The organism is Streptomyces lincolnensis (assembly GCF_021173675.1).
GTDB lineage: Bacteria > Actinomycetota > Actinomycetes > Streptomycetales > Streptomycetaceae > Streptomyces > Streptomyces lincolnensis_B.
Genome location: NZ_JAIHON010000011.1, coordinates 321,551 through 339,652, shown reverse-complemented (window position 1 = coordinate 339,652; position 18,102 = coordinate 321,551). Strand labels below are relative to the sequence as shown.

21 protein-coding genes are annotated in these 18,102 nt (G+C 71.5%); 12 read left to right on the top strand and 9 right to left on the bottom strand.

All coding sequences use genetic code 11. From position 1 onward, the window contains the following. Positions 1-18: 18 nt before the first annotated feature. Both K4B79_RS32430 and K4B79_RS32425 read right to left on the bottom strand, forming a co-directional pair. A complete protein-coding gene (locus tag K4B79_RS32430; RefSeq protein ID WP_232030871.1) occupies positions 19-651 on the bottom strand; it encodes an FMN-binding negative transcriptional regulator in 633 nt (210 codons plus the stop codon). Then, positions 651-1,331, bottom strand: a complete 681-nt coding sequence (locus K4B79_RS32425; protein WP_232030870.1) for a pyridoxamine 5'-phosphate oxidase family protein — start codon at positions 1,329-1,331, stop codon at positions 651-653. The genes K4B79_RS32430 and K4B79_RS32425 overlap by 1 nt, the downstream gene beginning before the upstream one ends. A gap of 35 nt (positions 1,332-1,366) precedes the next feature. Between K4B79_RS32425 and K4B79_RS32420 the strand changes: the two genes are divergently transcribed. Then, positions 1,367-2,698 (top strand): aminotransferase class I/II-fold pyridoxal phosphate-dependent enzyme, encoded by a 1,332-nt coding sequence (locus K4B79_RS32420; RefSeq protein WP_232030869.1) that lies wholly within the window; start codon positions 1,367-1,369, stop codon positions 2,696-2,698. 97 nt (positions 2,699-2,795) lie between these two features. On the opposite strand, the gene K4B79_RS32415 is transcribed toward K4B79_RS32420, so the two are convergent. Next, positions 2,796-3,725 (bottom strand): DMT family transporter, encoded by a 930-nt coding sequence (locus K4B79_RS32415; RefSeq protein WP_232030868.1) that lies wholly within the window; start codon positions 3,723-3,725, stop codon positions 2,796-2,798. 74 nt (positions 3,726-3,799) lie between these two features. On the opposite strand from K4B79_RS32415, the gene K4B79_RS32410 reads away from it, so the two are divergent. Further along, on the top strand, positions 3,800-4,702 hold the full coding sequence (locus K4B79_RS32410) for a LysR family transcriptional regulator (protein WP_232030867.1): 903 nt from the start codon (positions 3,800-3,802) through the stop codon (positions 4,700-4,702). 43 nt (positions 4,703-4,745) lie between these two features. On the opposite strand, the gene K4B79_RS32405 is transcribed toward K4B79_RS32410, so the two are convergent. After that, positions 4,746-5,213, bottom strand: coding sequence for a pyridoxamine 5'-phosphate oxidase family protein (locus K4B79_RS32405; RefSeq protein WP_232030866.1), 468 nt, complete (start codon positions 5,211-5,213; stop codon positions 4,746-4,748). Between the two features lie 145 nt (positions 5,214-5,358). Between K4B79_RS32405 and K4B79_RS32400 the strand changes: the two genes are divergently transcribed. Then, on the top strand, positions 5,359-6,012 hold the full coding sequence (locus tag K4B79_RS32400) for a cysteine hydrolase (protein WP_232030865.1): 654 nt from the start codon (positions 5,359-5,361) through the stop codon (positions 6,010-6,012). 4 nt (positions 6,013-6,016) lie between these two features. Here the strand turns inward: K4B79_RS32400 and K4B79_RS32395 are convergent, their stop codons facing one another. Beyond that, entirely contained in the window at positions 6,017-6,472 is a 456-nt protein-coding gene (locus K4B79_RS32395) for a Rieske (2Fe-2S) protein (protein WP_232030864.1), read from the bottom strand. A 93-nt stretch (positions 6,473-6,565) separates the two neighbouring features. Between K4B79_RS32395 and K4B79_RS32390 the strand changes: the two genes are divergently transcribed. The 7 genes from K4B79_RS32390 to K4B79_RS32360 all read left to right on the top strand — a co-directional run bounded on the left by K4B79_RS32390 (position 6,566) and on the right by K4B79_RS32360 (position 12,830). Next, positions 6,566-7,330 carry a HipA family kinase gene (locus K4B79_RS32390; RefSeq protein ID WP_232030863.1) on the top strand — a complete coding sequence of 255 codons (765 nt, stop codon included), beginning with the start codon at positions 6,566-6,568 and terminating at the stop codon, positions 7,328-7,330. After that, on the top strand, positions 7,327-7,743 hold the full coding sequence (locus tag K4B79_RS32385; protein ID WP_232030862.1) for a DUF3037 domain-containing protein: 417 nt from the start codon (positions 7,327-7,329) through the stop codon (positions 7,741-7,743). The genes K4B79_RS32390 and K4B79_RS32385 overlap by 4 nt, the downstream gene beginning before the upstream one ends. A 149-nt stretch (positions 7,744-7,892) precedes the next feature. After that, entirely contained in the window at positions 7,893-8,654 is a 762-nt protein-coding gene (gene fabG / locus K4B79_RS32380; protein ID WP_232030861.1) for a 3-oxoacyl-ACP reductase FabG, read from the top strand. 18 nt (positions 8,655-8,672) lie between these two features. Continuing rightward, entirely contained in the window at positions 8,673-9,434 is a 762-nt protein-coding gene (locus K4B79_RS32375; protein ID WP_232030860.1) for an SDR family oxidoreductase, read from the top strand. 211 nt (positions 9,435-9,645) lie between these two features. Further along, complete coding sequence (locus K4B79_RS32370; protein WP_232030859.1) at positions 9,646-11,226, top strand: ABC transporter substrate-binding protein; 1,581 nt, start codon at positions 9,646-9,648, stop codon at positions 11,224-11,226. A 122-nt stretch (positions 11,227-11,348) separates the two neighbouring features. Next, the gene (locus K4B79_RS32365) at positions 11,349-12,032 is read left to right on the top strand and encodes a uracil-DNA glycosylase (RefSeq protein WP_232030858.1); all 684 of its coding nucleotides are present in this window, start codon (positions 11,349-11,351) and stop codon (positions 12,030-12,032) included. A 300-nt stretch (positions 12,033-12,332) separates the two neighbouring features. After that, on the top strand, positions 12,333-12,830 hold the full coding sequence (locus tag K4B79_RS32360; RefSeq protein WP_232030857.1) for a hypothetical protein: 498 nt from the start codon (positions 12,333-12,335) through the stop codon (positions 12,828-12,830). 129 nt (positions 12,831-12,959) lie between these two features. Here the strand turns inward: K4B79_RS32360 and K4B79_RS32355 are convergent, their stop codons facing one another. After that, positions 12,960-13,448, bottom strand: coding sequence for a hypothetical protein (locus K4B79_RS32355; RefSeq protein ID WP_232030856.1), 489 nt, complete (start codon positions 13,446-13,448; stop codon positions 12,960-12,962). 112 nt (positions 13,449-13,560) lie between these two features. Beyond that, a complete protein-coding gene (locus K4B79_RS32350; protein ID WP_232030855.1) occupies positions 13,561-14,073 on the bottom strand; it encodes a DinB family protein in 513 nt (170 codons plus the stop codon). Positions 14,074-14,206: 133 nt separating this feature from the next. On the opposite strand from K4B79_RS32350, the gene K4B79_RS32345 reads away from it, so the two are divergent. Further along, complete coding sequence (locus K4B79_RS32345; protein ID WP_232030854.1) at positions 14,207-15,112, top strand: Gfo/Idh/MocA family protein; 906 nt, start codon at positions 14,207-14,209, stop codon at positions 15,110-15,112. Here K4B79_RS32345 and lnt read toward each other — a convergent pair. After that, positions 15,036-16,601, bottom strand: a complete 1,566-nt coding sequence (lnt, locus tag K4B79_RS32340; RefSeq protein WP_232030853.1) for an apolipoprotein N-acyltransferase — start codon at positions 16,599-16,601, stop codon at positions 15,036-15,038. The two genes, K4B79_RS32345 and lnt, sit on opposite strands and share 77 nt — an antisense overlap. 72 nt (positions 16,602-16,673) lie before the next feature. Continuing rightward, positions 16,674-17,159, bottom strand: coding sequence for a nuclear transport factor 2 family protein (locus tag K4B79_RS32335; RefSeq protein ID WP_232030852.1), 486 nt, complete (start codon positions 17,157-17,159; stop codon positions 16,674-16,676). Between the two features lie 334 nt (positions 17,160-17,493). Here K4B79_RS32335 and K4B79_RS32330 point away from each other — a divergent pair, with 334 nt between their 5' ends. Next, positions 17,494-18,084 carry a hypothetical protein gene (locus K4B79_RS32330; RefSeq protein ID WP_232030913.1) on the top strand — a complete coding sequence of 197 codons (591 nt, stop codon included), beginning with the start codon at positions 17,494-17,496 and terminating at the stop codon, positions 18,082-18,084. Positions 18,085-18,102: the final 18 nt, after the last annotated feature.

Below are 18,102 nucleotides of genomic sequence, written 5' to 3'. Positions count from 1 at the left end.
TGCCGAAGGGCCCCTCGCTCAGGCTCCGCGTCGCCGCAGCAGGTGCTCGTGCGCCGCCGCGTCACCGGGGCCGCCCCGGGCGGCGAGCTCGCCCAGGATGCGGTCCTGCACCTGTGCCGACCTGTGGCTCGCGTACTTGAACTTCGCCCGCACGCCGGTCACTTCGAGCCGCAGGCCGCGAATCCCCGACAGCATCCGCCCGTACGGCACCTCGCCGACCGCCACCGGCACGGAGCCGCCCTCCGGCTGGAAGTGGCCGACCTGGCGGTTGAGGAGCGTGGCCTTGGCGGCCGGGTCGTCCACGACATGGGCCCGGCACCGCAGTTGCACCGCCGCGTAGAAGCTCGTGGGCGTGCCGTGCTCGGACGGGCCGTCCGGGTCGGCCTGCCAGGGGCCGGGCACGTACGCGTAGTCGTCGACCACGCTCAGCAGGACCACCGGGTCCGCCTCCAGCGCGCCCCACAGCGGGTTGGGCCGGGCCAGGTGGGTGAGCACCTCGCCGCGCTCGGGGTCGTAGACGAAGTGCAGGGGCTGGACGAACGGCGGCTCGCCCGCAGGGCCGTTGACGCAGAGCTGGCCGAAGTCGTGGACGGCGAGCCATCGTTGCCACTCGGTGTCGTCGTGGGGCGCGTCCCAGGGGTGGATCAGCATCACAGGACCGCCAGGTAGTCGGGGAGTTCGGTGCCGGGGTCGAGGTCGGCGTCGGCGACCGGGGCGGCGTAGCCCTTGCGCAGCGGGACGACGCCGGCCCAGTGGGGGAGGGCGAGGTCCTCGGGCTCGTCGTCGACACCGCCGGTGCGGAGCTTGGCGGAGACCTCGTCCAGGTCGAGGCGGATCACGGCGGTGGCGGCCAGCTCCTTCTTGTTGGCCGGCCGGGAGTCCGCGGCCCGGCCGGGCACGACGTGGTCGACCAGCGCGTCCAGCGCGGCCCGCTTCTCCTCCGGGTCCCGCACGTCGTGGGCGACGCCGTGCACCACCACCGACCGGTAGTTGATCGAGTGGTGGAAGGCCGAGCGGGCCAGGATCAGCGCGTCGACATGCGTGACCGTCAGGCACACCGGCAGGCCCGGGTCCGCCTGGCCGGTCATCCGCAGGGGGCGCGAGCCCGTCGAGCCGTGGACGTAGAGCCGGTCGCCGACCCGGGCGTACAGCGTGGGCAGCACGACCGGGGAGCCGTCCCGGACGAAGCCGAGATGGCAGACGTAGCCCTCGTCGAGTATCGAGTGCACCAGGTCCTTGTCGTAGGAGGCCCGGTCGGCGGAGCGCGTGGGGACGGTGCGGTCGGTCGGGGTGTAGGCGGCGGATGTCCTCGTCGGCTGGGTCCCCTGCATGGCGTTCTCCATTGCACTAGTGCATACTTGTCTTTGTGCTAGGAGAGTATCGGATCGAAGGTCGGGGCGCAGCGGAGATTGCGGCCAGTGTCGAGCGCGCGGTCGGGGCCGGTGACCTGGTCCCGGATCAACTGCTGCCGCCCATGCGGGAGTTGGCGGCGCGGCTGGGGGTCAATCCCAACACCGTCGCGGCCGCCTATCGGATCCTGCGGGAGCGCGGGGTCATCGAGACCGCCGGGCGCCGGGGCAGCCGGGTGCGGCCCAAGCCGGCCACCACGGGCCGGGAGCACATCCGGGTGGAGGTGCCCGAGGGCGTGCGGGACGTGTCGAGCGGCAACCCGGACCCCGCGCTGCTGCCCTCCGTGGCGAAGGCGTTCGCGGCCGCCGCCGAGCAGAGCGACCGCGAGCCGGTCCTGTACGGGCACGCGGAGCTGGAACCGGGGCTGGCCCGCCGTGCGCGTGCGGAACTGGCCGCCGACGGGGTGCCGGACGGCCCCCTCGCCGTGCTGTCCGGGTCCCTCGACGCGATCGAGCGGGTCCTCGCCGCACACCTCAAACCGGGAGACACCGTCGCCGTCGAGGACCCGGGCTGGGGCAGCCTCCTCGACCTGGTCCCGGCCCTCGGCCTGCGTACCGTCCCGGTCGGCGTCGACGACGACGGCCCCCGCCCCGACGACGTCCGGCGGGCCCTGGAGGCCGGGGCGCGCGTCCTGATCGTCACCGGCCGGGCGCAGAACCCGACCGGCGCCGCGGTGAGCGCCCCACGCGCGCGTGCCCTGCGTTCCGTGCTCCGCGCCCACCCGGAGACCCTGCTCATCGAGGACGACCACGGCCACGGGATCGTCGACCTGCCCCTGCACTCCCTCGCGGGCGTCACCCACCACTGGGCCTTCGTCCGCTCGGTCGCCAAGGCCTACGGCCCGGACCTGCGGCTCGCCGTCCTCACCGGCGATCCCGTCACCGTCGACCGGGTCCGCGGACGGCAACGGCTCGGGCCCGGCTGGGTCAGCCGCATTGTCCAGCGTGCCGTGCTCCGGCTGTGGACCGACGGCGCCCTCGACACGACCGCGGTGGCCGCCGCCTACCGCGAACGCCGGACCCTGCTGATCGACGCCCTGGCCGACCACGGCATCGAGGCCCACGGCCGCACCGGCATGAACGTCTGGATCCCCGTCCCCGACGAGACCGGCGCCGTCGCCCGCCTCCTGCACGCCGGCTGGGCCGTCGCCCCCGGAGCCCGCTTCCGCATCGCCGCCCCACCGGCGGTCCGTATCACCGTGTCCACGCTGACCGCGCGGGACGCCGAGGCCCTGGCAGCGGCGGTGGGAGCGGCAACCGGCCCCACACCGGCCCGACGGTACGGCTAGACACGGGCTTGGGTCTCCGCCCTTCAGGGGCGCGGGGAACTGCGCGACAAGCCACAATGCACCCGCAGCCGCACACGGATGGCGACACACCACCCCATTAGGCGCCCCGCCGAACCTGAGTAAGCGCCGCCCCCGCCAGAACGATCACCGCCCCCACCGGCGTGGACCAGCTCAAGGACTCACCCAGCAGCACCACACCCGCAATCGTGGCGATGACCGGAATGAAGTACGTGACCATCTGAGCCGTCGTGGGGCCGACCTCGGAGACGAGCCGGTACTGAAGCAGAAAGGCCACCCCCGTCCCCACCGCCCCCAACGCGACGACGGCGAGCAGCGGCACCACCGCGAACCGCCCCGGCAGCGAGGTGAACAACGGCGTCACCACACCGAGTTGGACCGTGGCCAGCAGCAACTGCGCCCCGCTCATGGACAGCGGCGACCGTCCGACCCCCGCCAGCGTGCGGCGGACGTAGATCCAGCCGACCGGATAGCTGAGCGAGGCCAGCAGCGCCAGCCCCGTGCCGGTGGCATCCACGCCGTGGAAGCCCTGCCACGCCCCGAGGGCCGTCAGCACACCCAGGAAACCGAGCCCGAGCCCCGCCACCCTGACCCGGCTCGGCCGGTCCTCGGAGAGGGCGACCAGGGACAGGGCCATGCCCCACAGCGGCGAGGTCGCGTTGCAGATCCCCGCGAGCGTGGACGGGATCGTCAACTCGGCGTAGGCGAACAGCGAGAACGGCAACGCGTTGAGGAAGAACGCGGCGACGGCCAGATGCGCCCAGACGCGTATGCCCCGCGGCAGCCGCTCCCGCCTGACCACCATCACCGCGGCGAGCACCGCCGTACCGAACACCAGTCGCCCGAACGTCACCTGGAAAGGGGCGTAGCCCTCCGTGCCCACCTTGATGAGCAGGAAGCTGAAGCCCCAGATGAGCGCGAGGACGCCGAAGCGCAGGCGCCAGTCGAGCGTTCGGCGGGGCCGGATGACGGAACGGGCAGGGGTGCTGGTGGCGGAGGCGGTGGTCATGGACGTAACGATGAAGCAGCCCACCTCTTAGAACAAGCGAGATTTCGCGACCGGTATCTCGTAGTATCGCTTACATGTTGAACCTGGAGCGCCTGCGCACCCTCGACGCCCTCGCGCGGCACGGCTCGGTCAGTGGCGCGGCCGAGGGCCTGCACATCACGACGTCGGCCGTCTCCCAGCAGATGTCGAAGCTGGAGCGGGAGGTCGGTCAGCGGCTCCTCGCCAAGAACGGCCGGGGTGTGCGGCTCACGGACGCGGGCCGGCTGCTCGCGGAGCACGCCGCGCGCATCCTGTCGCAGGTGCAGCTGGCCCAGTCCGACCTGGAGGCCCAGCGCGGACAGGTCGTCGGAGAGCTGAGGCTGGTGGCGTTCCCCAGCGCCCTGCGGGGGTTGTTCCCCGCCGCGCTCGCCGCCCTGCGCGCCGACCACCCGGCCCTGCGCCTGCGTTCCCGGGAGCTGGAACCGGAGGAGGGGGTGAAGGCGGTGCTCCGGGGCGACGCCGACCTCGCGGTGGTCCTCGACTGGTACAACAAGCCGCTGCCCATGCCGCAGGGGCTCGCCAAGGCGCCGATCCTCGACGACCCCGTGGAGATCGCCCTCGCCGCGGGACACCCCCTCGCGGGGCGGGACGAGGTCGACCTGGAGGACTTCGCGGACGACGACTGGGTGGCCTGGCCGGAGGGCGAGTTCTGCCACGAGTGGCTGCTGTACACGCTGCGCGCCAAGGGCATCGAGCCCCGGATCGCCCATCGAGCCGAGGAGCACCACACCCAACTCGCCTTGGTGGCAGCAGGGTTGGGTGTCTGTGTCGCGCCCCGGCTCGGCCGCGACCCGATGCCGCCGGGCGTGCGGGCCGTGCCGGTGCGTCAGCGGGTGCGCCGGTACATCTACGCCGTGTGGCGCCTGGACGCCGACCGCCGCCCGTCGATCCGGGCGGCGGTGGAGGCACTGCAGGGCGCGGCGGGGCGGGTGGTCTGACGGGCACCGGATCAACCGCCCCAACAATGAACCGACCTGGGGCCTACACGGACCCCAGCTTCCGGAAGTCCCAGGAGACGATCTTGTCCGGCGTCAGTCGCACCCACGCGTGCCGGCCGTCGTGCGGGAGCTCCTCCATGTGGAAGTTCTTGCGGGCGAACAGGGTCTCCGGCGCGTCGAGTTCGGCCCGCAGCTCGCCGGTGCGCGGTATCTCGCCCACGAACTCGACCGTGCCGGACAGCTCGACGCCGCGCAGTTCGTCGTACTCCTCACCCGTGTCGACCACGATCGCGACCCGCGGATCGCGCCGCAGGTCCGCCCAGCGCTTGCTGCGCACCACCGAGTAGAGCCACATGGACGTGCCGTCCCACGCGAACCACAGGGTGCTCACATGCGGGGCGCCGTCCGCGGACACGGTGGCGACCCGGCAGGTGCGCTGGCTGGTGAGGAACTCGTCCAGCTCACCGGGCGTCATCATGATCTTGCGACCCCGGCGCTGAGTGACGGTCATGCATCCCCCTCTTTCTCTCACGTCGTGTCAGAGGAGATCCTGTGATCCTCTGACATCACGTCAGAAAAGGATGGGTCGTCTTCCGTCCCCGCGCAATGGTGGCTACCCTCGCCCGCTCCACGCCGTGCGCGACAAGGGGGCGACCATGCCGTCGTACGACCGGCTCAACGACCTGCTCGACCCCGAGACCACCGTCCTGCTCACCGTCGAGTGCCAGCAGGGCGTGGTCGGACCCGACAGCGCCCTGCCCGAACTCGCCGCGGTGGCACGCTCCTCGGGTGCCCTCGCCAACGTGGCCCGGCTGGTCGCCGCCGCGCACGAGGCCGGCGTCCAGGTGATCCACGCGATCGCCGAACGCCGTCCCGACGGCCGGGGAGCCAACCGCAACGCCCGCCTCTTCCGGGCCGCCGAACGCCTCCCCGTCCAGCAGCTCTCCGGCACCGCCGCGGTCCGGGTCGCGGGCCCCATCGAGGTCACCGAGGAGGACTTCGTCGTACGACGACTGCACGGCCTCTCGCCCCTCCAGGGCACCGATGTCGACGCGCTGCTGCGCAACCTGGGCTGCCGCACGCTGGTCGTGACCGGTGTCTCGGCCAACGTGGCGATCCCGAACGCCGTCTTCGACGCCGTGAACCGCGGCTACACCGCCCTCGTACCGACGGACGCCATCGCGGGGGTGCCCTCCGACTACACCCCCGCGATGATCCGGAACACCCTCGCCCTGGTGGCGACCCTCGCGACCACGGACGAGGTGCTGGCCCGTCTCCTCCGGGGACCGCGCGGGGCGGGGCGCTCCTGAACCCTCACGCGAGGGTGATCGAGTCCCCGCTCACCGTGATCTTCTCGGCGGGCAGCGCCTGGGTTGCCGGGCCCTTCTTCACGCTGCCGTCGGTGACGGAGAACTCGCTCTTGTGACAGGGGCAGGTGATCACACCGTTGGCGATCCCCGACACGGCACAGCCCTGATGGGTGCACTTCGAGGAGAAGGCCTTGAACTCGCCCGCCGTGGGCTGGGTGACCACCACGCCCTGATCCTTGAAGATCTTGCCGCCGCCCTCCGGGATGTCCGCGGTCTTTCCCAGGACGGCGCCGGAGGACCCGGAGGACCCGGCGGAACCGGACGAGGCGGAGGACGACGATGACCCTCCGTCGTCCGACCCGCATGCGTTCAGCGTGAGGGCGAGCCCCGTCGCGCCCACCGCCGCCACGACGGTGCGGCGGCTCGGTGCCGAAGCGGGATGAAGCGATTCGCTGGCCATGCTGACGTCCCCTTCCACGGGTACCTCTCGAACTGCCCTCAGGTACGCGCCCGGAGTGCCGGTTGTTCAGCCGCACCCCAGTAGCCTGGGGCGATGCTCAAGGAAGTCATCGCGACCCGCTTCATCACGCCCCTGCGTGAGGGTGGCTCGCTGCCGGGGCTCGTCGAGGCCGACGATCTCGGGACGTACGTCATGAAGTTCACCGGCGCCGGGCAGGGCCGCAAGACGCTGGTCGCCGAGGTCGTGTGCGGGGAACTCGCCCGACGACTCGGCCTCCGGGTGCCGCGGCTGGTCGCGATCGACCTCGACCCGGACCTCGGCCTCGGTGAACCCGACCCCGAGGTGCAGGGCCTGTTGAAGTCCAGCGGCGGCACCAACCTCGGCATGGACTTCCTCTCCGGCGCGCTCGGCTTCGACCCGCTCGCCTTCGCGGTCGACGCCGAGGAGGCGGGCCGGATCGTCTGGTTCGACGCGCTCGTCAACAACGTCGACCGCTCCTGGCGCAACCCCAACCTGCTGCGATGGCAGGGCGAGGTGTGGCTCGTCGACCACGGCGCCACCATGATCTGGCACCACAACTGGCCCGGCGCCGAGGCATCCGCGGCCCGCCCCTACGACGCCTCCGACCACGCCCTGGCCCCCTTCGCGCCGGACGTCGCCCGGGCCGCCGCGGACCTGGCCCCCCTGGTCACCGAGGACCTCCTCGCCGAGGTCACCGCCGAGATCCCGGACGTCTGGCTCACCGACGAGCCCGGCTTCGACACACCCGACGACCTGCGACGGGCCTACGCGCGCCCGCTGCTCGCGCGCGCCGCCGCCGTCCACGACCTCGTCCACGGCATCGGAGGGAACCGGTGACCGAGCGCCACATCATCAAGGGCGGCCGGAGCGACGGCCGCGACGTCTTCGAGTACGCCCTCCTGCGCGTCGTCCCCCGCGTCGAGCGCGGCGAGTGCATCAACGCCGGCGTGCTCGTCTACTGCCGGGCCAGGTCCTACGTCGGGGTGCGCACCCACCTCGACGAGGCCCGGCTGCTGGTCCTCGACCCGGACGCGGACGTGGCCGGTGTACGGGCCGCGCTGCGGGCCGTCGAGGGCGTCTGCGCGGGCGGCACGGCGGCCGGACAGGCGGCCGGTGACGACCCCGGACGGCGCTTCCGCTGGCTGATCGCACCGCGTTCCACCGTCGTCCAGCCGGGGCCCGTGCACACCGGGCTCACCACCGATCCGGCGGCCGAGACCGAGCGGCTGCTGGAGCTGCTGGTCAGGTAATGGATCACCTGCCGGTCGGGTAATGGATCACACCCGGCTCGTGGGGCGTTGACACCGCGTGCCACTGCTTCTAGCGTCACGTCTGCCGAAGGTACTAAGCGGTCGCTCACCCAGCGGACGCACTCTCTCTAGGGCGAGGAGAACCAGGAATGTCCACCACTGAGCAGCGGGTCGCCGTGGTCACCGGCGGAGCGCGCGGCATCGGGGCCGCCACCGCCGTACGACTGGCCGCGGAGGGCCGCGCGGTCGCCGTGATCGACCTCGACGAGGCCGCCTGCAAGGACACCGTGGAGAAGATCACCGCGGCCGGCGGCACGGCCCTCGCGGTCGGCTGCGACGTCTCCGACGAGGCCCAGGTCGAGGCGGCCGTGGCCCGTATCGCCGCGGAGCTCGGCGCCCCGACCATCCTGGTCAACAACGCGGGCGTGCTGCGCGACAACCTGCTGTTCAAGATGAGCGTCGCCGACTGGGACACCGTCATGAACGTGCACCTGCGCGGCGCCTTCCTGATGTCCAAGGCCTGCCAGAAGCACATGGTGGACGCCGGCTTCGGCCGGATCGTCAACCTCTCCTCGTCCTCGGCGCTCGGCAACCGCGGCCAGGTCAACTACTCGGCCGCCAAGGCCGGGCTCCAGGGCTTCACCAAGACCCTCGCCAAGGAGCTCGGCAAGTTCGGAGTCACCGCCAACGCCGTCGCCCCCGGCTTCATCGCCACCGAGATGACCAAGGCCACCGCCGACCGCGTCGGCATGGGCTTCGAGGACTTCAAGGCCGCGGCCGCCACCCAGATCCCCGTCGCCCGCGTCGGCGAGCCGGACGACATCGCCAACGCGATCGCCTTCTTCACCGGCGAGGCCGCCGGCTTCGTCTCCGGCCAGGTGCTGTACGTGGCCGGCGGACCGCTCGACTAGGAAACGGGAAACGGGACCATGACTGCACTGCCTGAACTCTCCGGCAAGGTCGCCCTCGTCACGGGCGCCAGCCGCGGCATCGGCTACGGCGTCGCCGAGGCGCTCCTCGCGCGCGGCGACCGCGTCGTCATCACCGGCCGCAACGAGGACGCCCTCAAGGAGGCCGTCGAGAAGCTCGGCGCCGACCGGGTCGTCGGTGTCGCCGGCAAGGCCCACGACGAGGCCCACCAGGCCGTCGCCGTCGAGCGCGCCATGGAGGCCTTCGGCCGCGTCGACTACCTGGTCAACAACGCCGGCACGAACCCGGTCTTCGGCCCGATCGCCGACATGGACCTGAACGTGGCCCGCAAGGTCTTCGAGACCAACGTCATCTCGGCGCTCGGCTTCGCCCAGCGGACCTGGCACGCCTGGCAGAAGGACAACGGCGGCGCGATCGTCAACATCGCCTCCGTCGCGGGCGTCTCCGCCTCGCCCTTCATCGCCGCCTACGGCATCAGCAAGGCCGCGATGATCAACCTGACCGTCCAGCTGGCGCACGAGTTCTCGCCCGGGGTCCGGGTCAACGCGATCGCCCCGGCCGTCGTGAAGACCAAGTTCGCCCAGGCGCTGTACGAGGGCCGGGAGGCGGAGGCGGCCGCGGCCTATCCGCTGGGCCGGCTCGGCGTGCCCTCCGACATCGGCGGCGCCGCCGCGTTCCTCACCTCGGACCAGTCCGACTGGATCACCGGTCAGACGCTCGTCGTCGACGGCGGCATCTTCCTGAACGCCGGCGTGGGCTGACCTTCGGCAGCACGGCACGGGCGCCCGTCGACACCGGGCGTCCGTGCCGTCCCACCGCGTCCGCGGCCGTACGGCACGGGCTGCTCTCACGGCCGATGACAACGTCGTCATGGAAATTCGATCAACAGGTCGATTCGAAGGTGGGTTCAGCGGGCGGAGCGCTGCGGTAAGGTCTGCCAACTCTTGGTACGGCATTTCGAGGAGCAAGCGCGTGTTCATCCGGAACCGGTACCTGCCGCCGCTCGCGGCCGTCGCGTCCATATCCGTGCTGGCCGGATGCGGGGTGTTCTCCTCGGACGCCTCCGGAGACGACAAGCCGGTCGTCGTGGGGACCACCAGTGCCCCCGCCACGCTGGACCCCGCCGCCTCCTGGGACAACTCCTGGGAACTGTTCCGCAACGTCTACCAGACCCTCCTGAACTACAGCCCCGGCACGTCCGAGCCCGAGCCCGACGCCGCCGAGAGCTGCGAGTTCACGGACAGCTCCAGCACCGTCTACAGCTGCACCCTGCGCGAGGGCCTGAAGTTCTCCGACGGCGACCGGCTGGACGCCAAGGCCGTCAAGCACTCGTTCGACCGGATCAGGTCGATCAACGTCAACGGCGGCCCCGCCGGACTGCTGGGGACCCTGGACCGGGTGCAGGCCAAGGGCGACCGTGAGGTCGTCTTCCATCTCAGCCAGCCCGACGCCACCTTCCCCCTGGTACTCACCACGCCCGCCATGTCGATCGTGGACCCCGAGGAGTACCCCGCGGACGAGCTCCGCAAGGACGGCGGGATCACCGGCTCGGGGCCCTACAGCCTCTCCTCCTACGAGGAGGGCAAGAAGGCCGAGCTGGTCCGCAACGGCAACTACAAGGGCATCGCGGACCGCAAGAACAGCGCCGTCACCATCCGCTACTTCCAGCAGTCGACCGAGATGGTCAAGGCCCTCAAGGACAAGCAGATCTCGGTCATCTACCGCGGTCTCGGCGCCTCGGACACCGTGGACATCGAGGTCAACCAGAAGGCGGAGGGGCTCCAGCTCGTCGCGAACCCCACCACCGAGATCAGCTACCTGGTGTTCAACCCCAGCGACCCGTGGGCCGCCAAGCCCGCGGTCCGCAAGGCGGTCGCCCAGGTCATCGACCGCCCGGCGCTCGCCCACAACATCTACAAGGACACCGTCGAGCCGCTGTACTCGATGGTCCCCAGAGGTCTGGTCGGCCACACCACGGGGTTCTTCGACGACTTCGGCGCCCCGAGCGTGACCAAGGCGAAGGAGATTCTCACCCAGGCGGGGATCACCGACCGCGTCCCGCTGACGCTCTGGTACACCAGCGACCGCTACGGCTCGACCACCAAGCCGGCCTTCGAGGAGCTGAAGCGGCAGCTCGAAGCCTCCGGCCTGTTCACGGTCACGCTCAAGAGCCGCCCCTGGAAGACCTACGTGGAGGGCTACCAGAAGGGCGAGTACCCGGTGTTCGGGCGCGGCTGGTTCCCCGACTTCAACGACGCCGACAACTTCATCGCGCCCTTCGTGGGCCAGCAGAACGCGCTCGGCACGCCGTACGACTCACCCGAGATCACCGGCAAGCTGCTGCCGCAGTCGCGCGCGGAGAGCGACCGGGCGGCCGTGTCCGACCAGATCGAGGCCGCCCAGCAGATCCTCGTGGACGACGCCCGGCTGCTGCCGCTGTGGCAGGGCAAGCAGTACGTCGCCGCGAACGAGGAGATCGCCGGCCTGGAGAAGGTCATCGACCCGGCGACGATGATGGTCATGTGGGAACTGTCCTGGAAGACCAGCTGGTAGCAGCCCGGTTGTGCGGTCAGTGGGGCCGGCTGTCAGTGGTCGCCTGTAGGTTCTGAGGACTGGAAGCGACCGCCCGACGGGGTGGCCCCACCGCAGTGACCGCACACCGTAAGGAAGTTGACGTGACCGACATCGCCATGCTGCCCGAGTCCTGGCGCGGGGTTCTGGGCGACGAACTCCAGCAGCCCTACTTCAAGGAGCTGACGGACTTCGTCGAGGAGGAGCGGGCGAAGGGCCCCGTCTACCCTCCGCGCGAGGAGGTCTTCGCCGCCCTCGACGCGACGCCGTACGAGGGCGTGAAGGTCCTCGTCCTCGGCCAGGACCCCTACCACGGCGAGGGCCAGGGCCACGGTCTGTGCTTCTCGGTCCGCCCCGGGGTGAAGACCCCGCCCTCGCTCCGCAACATCTACAAGGAGATGAAGGAGGAGCTCGGGCACGAGATCCCGGACAACGGCTATCTCATGCCGTGGGCCCGGCAGGGCGTCCTGCTGCTCAACGCGGTGCTCACGGTCCGCGGCGGCGAGGCCAACTCGCACAAGGGCCGCGGCTGGGAGAAGTTCACCGACGCGGTGATCCGGGCGGTGGCCGAGCGGCCCGACCCGGCCGTCTTCGTGCTCTGGGGCAACTACGCGCAGAAGAAGCTCCCGCTGATCGACGAGAGCCGGCACATCGTGGTCAAGGGCGCGCACCCCTCCCCGCTGTCGGCGAAGAAGTTCTTCGGCTCCCGCCCGTTCACGCAGATCAACGAGGCGATCGCCCAGCAGGGCCACGAGCCGATCGACTGGCGGATCCCGAACCTGGGCTGACCTCGCGACCGGGCCGGTTCCCGCCCGACCGGCCCGGTGCCGCCTGACGGGGATTGTCGGTGGCTGCGGTTAGGGCCTGTCCGGCGGATCAGGTCGCATGCGAGTCACGGTGCCCGATCAGTGCCGGTGAGCGGGGGTCTGGTGCGTGCAGTTGCAAGGCGGAGGAGGGCGTCGACGCGGAGCGTCGGCAACCGACGACAACGCGGCAGATGTGCGTGCCAGGCCCGCGCGTCCGCGACATGATCCGCCGGACAGGCCCTAGCGTCGGGACGGACAGCCCACGAGTGTGCGGAGGACGCGGTGGCGGAGCGACAGGGGCAGGCGGCCGTGGACGGATTCATGACGCGGATCGGGCAGGTCGCCATGCTGCATCACGCGGGCGACCGTGAGGAGGCCCGTCGGCGCTTCCTCGATCTCTGGACGGAGATCGGCGAGGACGGCGACCCGCTGCACCGCTGCACGCTCGCCCACTACATGGCCGACACCCAGGACGACCCCTTCGACGAACTCGCCTGGGACCTCAGGGCGCTGACGGCCGCCGAGGAGCTCACCAACGACCGGCTCCAGGCCTACGAGGGTGCGCTCGCGGTGCGCGCGCTGTACCCGTCGCTCCATCTGAACCTGGCCGCCGACTACGTGAAACTCGGCCGCACGGAAGCCGCCCGCACCCATCTGCGCCGGGCGCGGAGAGCGTCCGACGCCCTGGGCGACGACAGTTTCGGCGACGGGGTACGGGGAGCGATCAGCCGCCTGGAGCTACGGCTCGGCGAGGGGGACGGGTCCGGTGGACGGGCGTAGGGCCTGATGGGACGGGATGGGACGGGTCCGGTGGACGGGCGGGCGTAGATCCTGACGGGACGGTTCCGACGGGCGAGAGGCCGCCGAGGCGGCGGCCCGAAGCGGCGGCCCGCGCACCGCTCCGGTACCTCAACGCCCGTACGTCTGCTCGCAGATCATCGCCTCCGGGCTGTCCGCCCGCCACTTGCCGTACTGCTTGCCGAGGGCGCAGACGTCCTGCTGGTTCCGGGGAATCTTCCTGGCCACGTCGGGGATCTCGACCTGTGGCCGCCCGGGCCGGCGGACCTCGGGCCCGCGCTGTTCCGGACGCTCGGGGCGGACGGGGTGCGGGCGCGGCGGCTGCTGCGGGCGTGCGCGGAGCGAGGGGGCGACACCGTGCGTCGCGGCCGTGGACGCCGTCGGGGTGGGCCGGCGTGACGGGCCGATCATTTCCAGGGCCTCGCGGGCCGGTGCCTGCACGATCTGCGGCTCCGACGGCCCGTCCGGCCGGGGCACCGACGGCTGGGACGGCGCCGCCGGCGGGCCGGACGCGGGCGGCCGCTGGATCGTCACACAGCCGGCGAGAGCCGAGACAGCCACGGTGACCAGGAGCGTTGCGGTGGTGGTCGTTCGTTGCACCCGCGCAACTCTGGTGGGTCGAGCCGCTTTTGGGACAGTGGACAAGCGGAGGTTGCCCCACACGGGTGATCTCCGGCCCCGTACGGAGGGCGTGTGCCCGTCCGGGGTGACGTCAGTCCCCGATGGCGCCGTCGACGCGCTCGCGGATCAGGTCGGCGTGGCCGTTGTGCCGGGCGTACTCCTCGATCATGTGGGTGTAGATCCAGCGCAGGTTGAACTGATCGCCGGTGCGCTTGCTCCTGCCCTCGGAGACGTCGTCCAGACCGAAGCGGGCCGCGTTGTTCCGGGCGGTCTCGATCTCGGCCTGCCAGGTGGCGTACGCCTCCTTCCAGGTGTCGGCCTCGGTGAGGTGGAACTCGCCGTCCGGGTCGGCGTCGCTGTAGTAGATCGGCCCGGGATCGTCGTCCACCAGGACCTTGCGGAACCAGCCCCGCTCGACCTCCGCCATGTGCCGCACCAGCCCCATCAGGGACAGCTCGGACGGCTCGACCGCGGCGGTCCTGAGCTGCGCGTCGGACAGCCCCTCGCACTTCCAGGCCAGGGTCTGCCGGTGGTAGTCGAGCCAGCCCTCCAGCATGGTGCGTTCGTCGGCGGTGGTCGCGGGTTCGGCGCGTTCAGTGGTCATCCCCGCATCCTGACCCAACTCACCCCTGGTCACCAGCGATTTCCGGCGCCGGGGACGGCTCGCAGGCCGGTGGTCTCCGTGACGGCCGTATGCTTCCGGCAGAACCCGGCAGCAACCGTTGGAGGAGAGCTTTGTGAAGGTCGGCTGCATCGGACTCGGTGACATCGCTCAGAAGGCGTATCTGCCGGTGCTCGGCAGCCGTCCCGACGTCGAGTTGCACCTTCAGACCCGCACCCCCGCGACGCTCGCCCGGGTCGCCGACAGCCTGCATCTGCCCGAGGAGCGGCGCCACGCCGACCTGGACGCGCTCCTCGCCGTCGGGCTCGACGCGGCCTTCGTGCACGCGCCGACCGCCGTGCACCCGGAGATCGTGACGCGGTTGCTGGAGGCGGGCGTACCGACGTACGTCGACAAGCCCCTGGCGTACGAACTGGCCGACTCCGAGCGGCTGGTGGAACTCGCGGAGGCACGCGAGGTCTCGCTCGCCGTAGGCTTCAACCGGCGCTACGCCCCCGGGTACGCGCAGTGCGCCGACCACCCGCGCGAGCTGATCCTGATGCAGAAGAACCGGATCGGGCTGCCGGAGGAGCCACGGTCGATGATCCTCGACGACTTCATCCACGTCGTGGACACCCTGCGGTTCCTGGTGCCCGGACCGATCGACGACGTGACCGTCCGCGCCCGCACCGAGAACGGGCTGCTGCACCATGTCGTGCTCCAGCTGGCCGGGGAGGGCTTCACCGCGCTGGGCGTGATGAACCGGCTCAGCGGATCCGCCGAGGAGGTCCTGGAGGTGTCAGGGCAGGACACCAAGCGCCATGTCGTCAACCTCGCCGAGGTGATCGACCACAAGGGCCAGCCGACCGTGCGGCGGCGCGGCGACTGGGTTCCGGTGGCCCGGCAGCGCGGCATCGAGCAGGCGGTGCTCGCCTTCCTCGACGCCGTGCGCGCCGGCAAGGTGCTCAGCGCCCGGGACGCGCTGGCGACTCACGAACTGTGCGAACGGGTGGTACGCGCGGTGCGGGAGCGGGCCGCCTGAGCCGCAGGACCCGCACCCCCTCGGCGACGGCCCACCCGGCGAGGACCAGCAGCGCCCCGTGCAGCACCCAGTCGCCGTGGCGGACGTACGGCGTGACACCGCCCGCCAGCGGAACCTCGTACACCCGGGTGGTGCTCGCGTCCGTACCGAGCCACGGGCCGACGCGCCGGCCGCTCGCGTCGTAGACGGCGGAGACGCCCGTCAGCGTGGCGTGCACCATCGGGCGGCCCGTCTCGGCGGCGCGCAGGGCGGCGAGCGTGGCGTGCTGCTCGGGGGCCCAGCTCTGCTGGAACGTCGACGTGGCGGACTGGCCGACCAGGATGTCCGCGCCGTCCTCGGTGAGATGGCGGGTCATGTCGGGGAAGGCGGTCTCGAAGCACACCATCGGGCCGATGCGCAGCCCGTGCCCGGCGTTCATCACCACCTGCTCGGAGCCCATCCTGCGGTCCTCGCCCGCCGCCTTGCCGACCGAGGTGGCCCAGCCGAGCAGGGAGCGGGCGGGGATGTACTCGCCGAAGGGGACCAGCCGCATCTTGTCGTAGCGGTCGCCGGTCAGGCCCTCGGGGCCGACGAGGACCGAGCTCTTGTAGATGCCGGGCTTGTCGGAGCGCCGGGCGTCCACGTTGACCAGGATGTCGGCGCCTGTCGCGCGGGAGAGCGCGGCGATTCTGCGGGCCAGGTCGGGCCGGTCGCCCAGGTCGAAGCCGACGCTGCTCTCGCCCCACACGATCAGGTCGAGGTCCTGTCCGGCGAGCCGCCGGGTCAACTGCTCCTCACGGTCGAAGCGCTTGTCGCCGCCCGTCACCACACCGGGCTGGACGACCGCGATCCTGGCCGTGCCCTCGGTCGCGGGGCGCGGCGACCACACCCAGGCCGCCGAAGCCGCCACGGCCGCGGCGGCCAGTCCGGCCAGAGCCGGCACCCGCGCCGCGCGGAGCGCGGCCAGGACGGCGACCGCCACGTTCACCGCCACCACCAGGAAGCTGAGCAGCCACACCCCGCCCACCGAGGCCAGCCGCAGCGCCGGTTCCACCTGCCACTGGCTGGCGCCTAGCACACCCCAGGGCCCGCCGAGCCCCTGCCAGGACCGCACGAGTTCCACCGCCAGCCAGCCCGACGGCAGGACGACGAGCGCGACGGCGATCCCGGCCCGCGAGGGCGCCCCGGCGAGACAGCGGCGCACGAGCCAGCCCCACGGGACCCACAGCGCGCCGAGCAGCGCGGCGATGACAAACGTGAACACGTGCAGGCTCGGCAGCAGCCAGTGGTGCATCGCCAGCATGAAGCCGAACCCGCCGCACCAGCCGTCGTACGCCGCTCGCTTCCCGGTCGGTGCCGAGCGGATCAGCAGGATCCAGGGGACGAGGGCGACGTAGGCGAACCACCACAGCGACGGGGCGGGGAAGGCGAGGACAGGCAGGGCACCCGCCACCGCGGCGGCGGTCGAGCGCCGCCACGGGGAGGCGAGCCAGTGGCCGAACGTCTTCATACGGCACCTCCTACCCCGTGGGTGACTCCAGTGTGCGCGTCGTGAGCCGCCCCGGGCCCGAAGGACGCCGGCTCAGTTGATCACAGGTGCCGGGGCGGGACTCGGCAGGCGCCGCCACTTCTCCCGTACGACGACCTCCCGCAACCGCCAGCCGTCGTACGTGCGCAACAGCCCGAAGTCGTACCGGCCGCCGCACACGAAGTCCGGCGCGGCGCCCTCGCCCTCTCCCTCGGCGACGCGCATGGGATTGACGTAGTCGGCCCGGACGCGGGCCGTGTCGCCGGTGTCCTGGTCGTGGACGCCGAAGCGGAGTCGGCGGTTGACGATCAGATGCTGGCGCATCGAGAACAGCCGCAGGCTCTCCGCGAGCCAGTCGGCGACCCTCCCGGCGTCGCCCTCGATACCGCCGGCCGAGCGGTAGTCCGCCCGCCCGTCCGGGGTGAACAGACCTCGGTACGCCTCCCAGTCGCCGTCGTCCACGGCCATCGCGTAATCGGTGATCAGTTCGTCGACGGCCAGCCGGTCCATCACGGTGGCGAGCTCCACACGCTGAGTCATCGGCTCAGTGTTGGGCATCGTGGGGGCGCCGCCAAGGGGGGCGCGGGGATATTCGGTGGCCGCGACCGGCCGCGGGGGCCGAGTCTGTGCACGTGAACGATCAGTCGGTCAGCACCACCGGCCAGGAGCCCAAGTACCGTGTGCGCGCCCGCCATACGGAGTCCACGATCACCGTCTACCAGACGTAAGCGCACATGCCTGAGCGCCGGGCCGCATCAACTCCGTTGGTTGAGCCCGCCGAAGCGTAGATCATGGAGCCGTGAAGTGGACGAAGAAGGCGGCTCCGGTCGAACAACCGGCACTTGAGCCCGAGCTCTCGGCGTACCAGCGGGCGATGCGGAACCGGCTTCTCGCGGCCCCCGTGACGGCCGCTCCTGAACCCTGGCGGCCCGTCTTCGAGTACACATACGGTGTTCCTGTCGGCGGACTGATCGGGATCGGCTTCGCGACGCATCCCGCCGGCGGCCAGGATCTCGTGATGGTCGTCTCCCACGACGGTCACGGTCTCTTCGACGCCGTCACCGGGGAGAAGATCGCCAGGGACCGCGACCCCGACCCGGAGGACAGCACGCCTGACGCGGTTGCAGACCTCTCCTGCCCCGGACTGGGGCCGATCACCGGAAGCCGCGTGCGCATCGCGGGGCTCTTCGGCGGAGGGCTGCACACCACCACCGCAGACGGGTGGGCCCTGGAGGTCGTCACCCCGGCCTGGCCGAACGAGCGTGTCCTGCTGTCCCGCGACGGTGGGCTCCACGCGGGTCCGCACGGAGAGCAGTGGTGGCACATCTTCCACTCGAACTACTCCACCTTCCGCGCAGCCGGCTTCTCGCCCTCCGGACAGACCATCGCCGTGGCGACGAGCAGTGACCTTTTCCTGTGGACACGCGAGCCGGTGGACACGCTCTTCGGCGGCGCCGAAGCCTGATCAGACCGGAATGCGCAT

What these genes read in the sequence shown, in the direction of transcription:
- K4B79_RS32430 (WP_232030871.1), bottom strand. Translation starts at nt 651, where the DNA reads ATGCTGATCCACCCCTGGGACGCGCCCCACGACGACACCGAGTGGCAA.
- K4B79_RS32425 (WP_232030870.1), bottom strand. Translation starts at nt 1,331, where the DNA reads ATGCAGGGGACCCAGCCGACGAGGACATCCGCCGCCTACACCCCGACC.
- K4B79_RS32415 (WP_232030868.1), bottom strand. Translation starts at nt 3,725, where the DNA reads ATGACCACCGCCTCCGCCACCAGCACCCCTGCCCGTTCCGTCATCCGG.
- K4B79_RS32410 (WP_232030867.1), top strand. Translation starts at nt 3,800, where the DNA reads ATGTTGAACCTGGAGCGCCTGCGCACCCTCGACGCCCTCGCGCGGCAC.
- K4B79_RS32405 (WP_232030866.1), bottom strand. Translation starts at nt 5,213, where the DNA reads ATGACCGTCACTCAGCGCCGGGGTCGCAAGATCATGATGACGCCCGGT.
- K4B79_RS32400 (WP_232030865.1), top strand. Translation starts at nt 5,359, where the DNA reads ATGCCGTCGTACGACCGGCTCAACGACCTGCTCGACCCCGAGACCACC.
- K4B79_RS32395 (WP_232030864.1), bottom strand. Translation starts at nt 6,472, where the DNA reads ATGGCCAGCGAATCGCTTCATCCCGCTTCGGCACCGAGCCGCCGCACC.
- K4B79_RS32390 (WP_232030863.1), top strand. Translation starts at nt 6,566, where the DNA reads ATGCTCAAGGAAGTCATCGCGACCCGCTTCATCACGCCCCTGCGTGAG.
- fabG (WP_232030861.1), top strand. Translation starts at nt 7,893, where the DNA reads ATGTCCACCACTGAGCAGCGGGTCGCCGTGGTCACCGGCGGAGCGCGC.
- K4B79_RS32375 (WP_232030860.1), top strand. Translation starts at nt 8,673, where the DNA reads ATGACTGCACTGCCTGAACTCTCCGGCAAGGTCGCCCTCGTCACGGGC.
- K4B79_RS32350 (WP_232030855.1), bottom strand. Translation starts at nt 14,073, where the DNA reads ATGACCACTGAACGCGCCGAACCCGCGACCACCGCCGACGAACGCACC.
- lnt (WP_232030853.1), bottom strand. Translation starts at nt 16,601, where the DNA reads ATGAAGACGTTCGGCCACTGGCTCGCCTCCCCGTGGCGGCGCTCGACC.
- K4B79_RS32335 (WP_232030852.1), bottom strand. Translation starts at nt 17,159, where the DNA reads ATGACTCAGCGTGTGGAGCTCGCCACCGTGATGGACCGGCTGGCCGTC.
- K4B79_RS32330 (WP_232030913.1), top strand. Translation starts at nt 17,494, where the DNA reads ATGCGGAACCGGCTTCTCGCGGCCCCCGTGACGGCCGCTCCTGAACCC.